The organism is Hydrogenophilus islandicus, from assembly GCF_054657095.1.
The window spans coordinates 1-5754 of record NZ_BAAHXE010000052.1; the positions used below are offsets into that span (position 1 = coordinate 1).

Here is a 5754-nt window from a genome sequence, read left to right on the forward strand (position 1 = left end):
GGGCTTCGGGGCCGGCCCCTGCTGGGGCCTCTCGGGCGTGCTCGCCCTCGCCCCCTTTTCCGGATAAATACCCGCTGTTACCTGATTATGGCTTCACCGAACGCTTTGCACCCAAGCCCAAGCAGTGGACTTGGATACGCCCAAGGCAGCGGCAATCGCGCCAATGCTATAGCCCTGCGCGGCCATCAAGCGGGCGCTGGCCCGTTTGTCTTCGCTAGCAGCTCTACGGGACTCTCCTGACGCTACGCCGCCCTTTCGCCCCCTGTGGGCCTGCAAGGCGCTAAAGCGGGCATCCGACTCCTCGATGTTGAAACGCCGCCACGTCCACTTGGCGACGCTCTTGGCGATCCACCACACCTCGCGGGGATCGAGGGGATACAGAAACTCGCCGTTGCGCTCCAACGCTCGCAGATTGCAAGCCGTGAGCCAGGCATTCCACGCCTGCAATCCGCCTTGCCGTTTGTACTCGCGTACCCGACGGTAGGCCCAATGGCGGAGGAAATCGAACAGGGTGATGTTCCGCCCTAAGCCTACCTCCTCAACTCGACGGCGGCGGGGGACGTACTTTTCGAGCCCGGGCAGGAATTCGGCAAGGTAGCGCAGCTCGTAGCCTACGCGGGCCTGCGGTGGGCCAATGAGCACCCGCCAATAGGGGTGCGCGGGGTTTTTGGTAATCAGTCCAGAGAACCCAGGGTCAGCGCGGAGCTTTTCGCGCATCATGCTTTCGACGGCGTCTAGGTAGCGCATCGGGGCCTCGCGGGCGTGCAGGCCGTCGACCAGAACCGGGGCGCTGAGCCCCCAGACGAGGTGGGCGTGGCCGTTTGCTTTGTTGACTGCTACCCAAGCTGGCGGCGGGAGATTGGCGCTCTCCCATGCGATGGCCGCCCCCTCGTAGTCGCAGTCGTGGATACTCCAGACTCTGAGGTGGGGGGGATTGGCTTGGATGTAGCGCTTCTTGAGGGCCTGCGGGAGGCTACGGATCACCGTACCGCGGCGGATGTCGTCGCTGCAATACGGCCTGCGGGGCCACTTGTTGGGGTCAAGTAGCTCAAGCTCTAGCTGTTCCGGTGACGCAAGCTGCACTTCTCCTCTCCTGAGCACGTCTTGAATTTCCGGCGCGGAGCGGATACAATGCAGCTACTGGTAAGCAAGCTGCGTGCGGACTCTCCGCTCCGCACCGAATCCCAAAAGCCCCGGACCATGAATCCGGGGCTTTTACTTTTCTAGCATGCCAAAGATGTTCTGTCAATATTAGGTACCTTTGTAAACTTCCAGAAGTGTATTAGGGCTCAATGACCTTGTATAGGGTGGTCCTTGACACGCCGTAGAGCTCGGCAATCCGCTTGATCGGCAACTGCTGGGCAGCCACCAGTTCCCGAATCTCTCTCACCTGCGCAGGCGTGAGCTTCGGCCTCCGGCCACCTTTCCGGCCACGGGCCCTGGCCGCAGCGAGCCCCGCTTTGGTGCGCTCTCGAATCACATTACGCTCGAATTCGGCAAGAGCCGCAAAGACGTGGAAAACCAGCTTACCGGCAGCGCTCCCTGTCTCGATCCGCTCGGTCAGGCTCTCGAAAGCAACACCCTTTTGCTCAAGGTCGGTAATGATCCGCACAAGATCGGGCAGGCTGCGTCCTAGGCGGTCGAGTTTCCAGACCACCAGGGTATCGCCCGGACGTAAGGCCTTCAGGCACGCTGCAAGCTGCGGTCGGTCGGCGTTCTTTCCGCTCGCGGTGTCGGCGTAGATGTGCTCGTCTTTCACCCCTGCCTTGCGCAAGGCGTCAAACTGAAGATCGAGGTTCTGATCATCAGTCGACACCCTCGCGTACCCGATCCGCTCGCCCATGAAACACCCCTTTTCCGGTCATTGATTCCTTGACGCCAATTGTGACAGAAAAAGGCCTAACAGAACGCCAACGGATCGGGCTAGTTGTATTGTTCAGCAAACGGTGGTTAGCTTGCCGGTTTTTGTGTATGCTGCTCAAGCCACTCGCGCAGGGCAGCATTTATGCGGCTCTGCCATCTAGGGCCCTGTGCCTTGAACGCCGCCAGAATATCCGCATCTAGGCGGATACCCGTATGGACCTTGGTAATTGCCGCCTTGGGCCGTCCTCTGCGCACGAGCTTGTCGCCATGGTAGAGATCGGCCTCAGCAAACCAATCGTCGCCCAATTCAGGGGCATCGTCCGGATCATTCCAGGTAGGCTTTGTAGCGGGCTTGTTCGCGTGCATTGGCTTTCCTCATACTGATGATGCGGCGACTTTGGCCGCGTGGCGTCCAGACCACCACAACCGTGCGACCGTGCAGAGTGCCTACAGTAATGAAGCGCTCCTCGCCATAGTCCATGCGGCGGTCCACCTGAGTAAAGTGCATTCCCGCAAAGACCTCGCCGGCCTGTGCAAAATCCAATCCACGCTCTCTGAGCGTTTTCTCTCGTTTGTCTGGGTCGAATTCGATCTGCACCCATTTATTGTAGCAACAAAAATATCGTAAAGACACACCGCCGCGCCGACGGTAACCGTAGCGCGCGGTGCCAACCCCACCACCTTTCTTGCCGAACAAAACAACGGTCAGTCACGGTACGCCGCCCCTACGCGCGGGCGCGTCACCGACGCGCCGAGCCGAGCGACAGGGGACCCGTCCACGGGCGAAGCCCGAGGAATGGGGTGCGAGCGTCTCCGAGCGAAGCGAGGGGCGGCGAGGGAACCCGCGCGCGGGCACGATGCTGACACCACCACTCGCGCGAAGCGCGGCTTTGCTGGCCACCGCGTAAGCGGGGGCCAGCGAAAGAAAAACCCTTCTTGACTGCGGCAAGGGGCAAAGCTAGAATGAAAGCACTTTTGGGCTCTGCCCCGCGCTAGCTGGGCGCGTTAGCGCGTAAGCGCCTAGGTGTAAGCGAAGCGTCTAGAAAACCAGCGCAACGGTTTGATCCGGCATGACCGGATCCGAGGCACGGGGTGACTCCCGGGTGCCTATAGGAGATAACGGCGCGGGTTTTACCCGTAGCCGATTGAAGAGATACGGTACGAGCTCTGCTCAGTGCCGATTGAAGAAGCCGGGCCTTGCCCGATAGTGAAAGTCAAGGGCTTTTGCCCTAAGAAGAGAACGGCGCGGGTTTTACCCGCTGCCTAATGCGAGCCGGTTAGGGATTCCCGAGACCGGTAAAGAGAACGGCAGAAGCAAAGCAAGCGCTTTGCTTCTACCGAAATGTGAAACCCCAGCGGGGGCGCTATGTCCCTGCGGGGATGTGGTGCCCCTTTCACGAAAGAAAGGAGGTCACCTAGCTGCGTAAATGTGTCACTCGCCACGGCGCTGCTTTCGGGCACGCGTGGTGCAACCGATGAGCACGGTGCGCGGATGCGTGCCGGTGCTTAGTCACGAGAAGCGGTCGCCGCTACGCGCGGTGTTTCCGCTGCGGTCGAACGTGTCCCCCGAGACCCAGGGTTGAGCTACGCGAGATGCGCACAACGCGCACCGCGTCAAGCGCGTTGCGTGAGCGAGCGCGCAGACGCGGGCGGGCCGAAGGCCCGCTCAGAGCGGCTGAAGTTCCCCGGACGGTTGTCGGAGGCGAAAACGGTAGGCGCGCCGGTCTCTGTGCGAAGCGCCAGCGGAGCACAGAGACCGGCGCGGCGGAAACGCCCGAACTGCCTTGTGCAGCGCGGGGTTTCCGGTTGTCAAATACAGCGCAAAACCGGCGAAAAAGCCGCGTTTGCGCGCGCAAAAATGGCGTCGCACAGCGACTGAGGATCCGGTGCGCGTACACCCGGCAGCGCAAGGCTGACCGGCTGAGGACGCGCTTAGGCCTGACCACCCCCGGGGAGGTCGCGGAAAACTGCCACAGTGCGATTGTTTGCGCCGTTGCCCCAGGCGCGATACCAAGAAACTGGGCACCCCTCCGCTTGCCGCGAGCGCATCGCGTGCGTAACACTCACCGCACCGAGCTGGTCTCGAGGGGAGCACACAGGCCGCACCATATGCGCGCGCTCGCGCGCACCTCGGGATCAGCTTCGGTGCGGCGGTCGTGTGTGCGGCATGGGAGAGCCCATGCCCGAGGCTCGATGGCCTCGGGCATGGGTTTTCCTGACCAGGAAGGAAAATGGGCAGTAGAAATTTTGGATTGGGCTCGCGCGATATGGCCAAAGCTGGCCGATTCGCCCTAAACGCCGCTGCTGCGCGCGGGGAAGTTTCCTACTCCACCGCCGCCACCGTCGGGGATCGCTGGCAACAGTTTGTCGACTGGGCGAAAGAGCAGGGAATAAACCGCATGGAACAGATCGACCGCGAGGACGTGCAGCGGTACGGCGAGGAGCTGGCGGAAAAGGTCGAAAACGGCGAGCTTTCGGCCTCGTATGCCCAAAATTTGGTGTCGGCGGTCAATTCGGTTATGTCCATTGCCACCGGGGGCCAATGGGAAAGCGTGAGCCCAACGCGGGACTGCGGCATTGCGGAGCGGTCGCACGTGCGCGATGAGGCCCCCGCCGCCCTCGACCGCGAGGCCTATTCGCGCGCGCTCGATGCGGTGCGCGAGCAGGTCGGCGAGCGCGCGGCGGCGGTGGTGGAACTGGCGCGCGAGCTCGGTTTGCGCAGCAAGGAAGCCAGCCTAATCGACGCGCGCGCGGCGCTGCGCGAGGCTGAGGCGCGAGGAGCAGTGACCATCGAAGCGGGCACCAAGGGTGGCAGGGAAAGGGAAGTGCCTATAACCAGCGAACGGCAGCTAGAGGCATTGCGCCACGCTGCCGAGGCGCAGGGGCGCGACAGTTCCCTTATCCCCTCCGAAATGAGCTGGAAGGAATGGAGGGAAGGGACGCTACGCGACGCGCGCGAGATCGTCAAAGAGGAAACCGGGGGCAGTTTGCATGACCTTCGGGCCGCCTACGCCTGCGAAAGGTACGAGGCCCTAACCGGATGGGCTGCGCCAGTTGCTGGGGGCACTATCGAGGATCGGGACGCCGACCGAGAGGCGCGCGAGATCATCTCGGCGGAATTGGGACACGGGCGCATTGACGTTGTGAGTGAGTACATCGGGGGTCGATGATGCGGGAGTTACGCAGTAACAGATTGTCTGACCAAGTAGAGGAGGCGACGCGCTTGTGGGCGCGCAAGGGGGGCAAGCGCGGGCGGGCCGAGCAGATCGAGCGCATGATGGTCTTTGCGGCCTTTGCTGAGGCCTCTGGCGTCCGGGATAGGGGGCAGCTAGGGGGTCGTACTGTGATCCGGTTTTGGCGGCACCTGAGGGCCGCTGGGCGCTCCTACGCCACCATGCAAAGCTACTACTACGCCCTGCGCCACCTATGGGCCCTGTTGGAGCTCCCCGGCGAGGTGCCGCCACCCCGTGCGCCGGAGGGGGGAGAAGCGGCGAGCCGCTAAAACGGCCTTGGAGCCGATTTTTGCGGCGAGTCGGTATCAAACACTTGCCCACCACAAAAATCGGCCTGTAGCGCGATTTAGCGCTATCGAATCAGCTTCCTGATTTCGGCTAGGCGCTTTCTGGCCTCTTCCCTCGGCACCGGAGGGTCGACCACCTCGGGCGGCACTTTGAGCCCCAGCGCCTTCACTACGTTGCTCACGTAGGGCCTGCGCTTGCCGGGTATCCGCGCGATCGCGTCCCTTACCCCCTGCTCACCCACTTTTGCGATGAGCCAGTCCAGCGTGCGCCGGTCGCGGTCGTTCTCGATGATTACGTCCATGAGCACTTTCTGATCCTCACCCTCCCGTCATCCCCCCCGCGCCCCCCCTGCCCTTGCCGTGCTCGGCTC

The 5754-nt window shown here is 62.5% G+C and carries 7 protein-coding genes; 2 read left to right on the forward strand and 5 right to left on the reverse strand.

Going from position 1 to position 5754, the window contains the following annotated elements; translation table 11 throughout:
- Positions 1 to 93: 93 nt before the first annotated feature.
- The 4 genes from ACYQ6T_RS10405 to ACYQ6T_RS10420 form a co-directional block, all read right to left on the reverse strand.
- On the reverse strand, positions 94 to 1083 hold the full coding sequence (locus tag ACYQ6T_RS10405; protein WP_459830584.1) for a replication initiation protein: 990 nt from the start codon (positions 1081 to 1083) through the stop codon (positions 94 to 96).
- A gap of 199 nt (positions 1084 to 1282) precedes the next feature.
- Positions 1283 to 1843, reverse strand: a complete 561-nt coding sequence (locus ACYQ6T_RS10410) for a recombinase family protein (RefSeq protein ID WP_459830587.1) — start codon at positions 1841 to 1843, stop codon at positions 1283 to 1285.
- Positions 1844 to 1950: 107 nt separating this feature from the next.
- Positions 1951 to 2229, reverse strand: coding sequence for a BrnA antitoxin family protein (locus ACYQ6T_RS10415; protein ID WP_459830589.1), 279 nt, complete (start codon positions 2227 to 2229; stop codon positions 1951 to 1953).
- The gene (locus tag ACYQ6T_RS10420; protein ID WP_459830591.1) at positions 2189 to 2461 is read right to left on the reverse strand and encodes a BrnT family toxin; all 273 of its coding nucleotides are present in this window, start codon (positions 2459 to 2461) and stop codon (positions 2189 to 2191) included. The genes ACYQ6T_RS10415 and ACYQ6T_RS10420 overlap by 41 nt, the downstream gene beginning before the upstream one ends.
- Positions 2462 to 4130: 1669 nt before the next feature.
- On the opposite strand from ACYQ6T_RS10420, the gene ACYQ6T_RS10425 reads away from it, so the two are divergent.
- Positions 4131 to 5033 (forward strand): tyrosine-type recombinase/integrase, encoded by a 903-nt coding sequence (locus ACYQ6T_RS10425; protein ID WP_459830593.1) that lies wholly within the window; start codon positions 4131 to 4133, stop codon positions 5031 to 5033.
- A 23-nt stretch (positions 5034 to 5056) separates the two neighbouring features.
- Positions 5057 to 5365, forward strand: a complete 309-nt coding sequence (locus tag ACYQ6T_RS10430) for a hypothetical protein (protein ID WP_459830595.1) — start codon at positions 5057 to 5059, stop codon at positions 5363 to 5365.
- An 83-nt stretch (positions 5366 to 5448) separates the two neighbouring features.
- Here the strand turns inward: ACYQ6T_RS10430 and ACYQ6T_RS10435 are convergent, their stop codons facing one another.
- Complete coding sequence (locus ACYQ6T_RS10435; protein ID WP_487247280.1) at positions 5449 to 5685, reverse strand: CppA family protein; 237 nt, start codon at positions 5683 to 5685, stop codon at positions 5449 to 5451.
- Between the last annotated feature and the right edge of the window lie 69 nt (positions 5686 to 5754).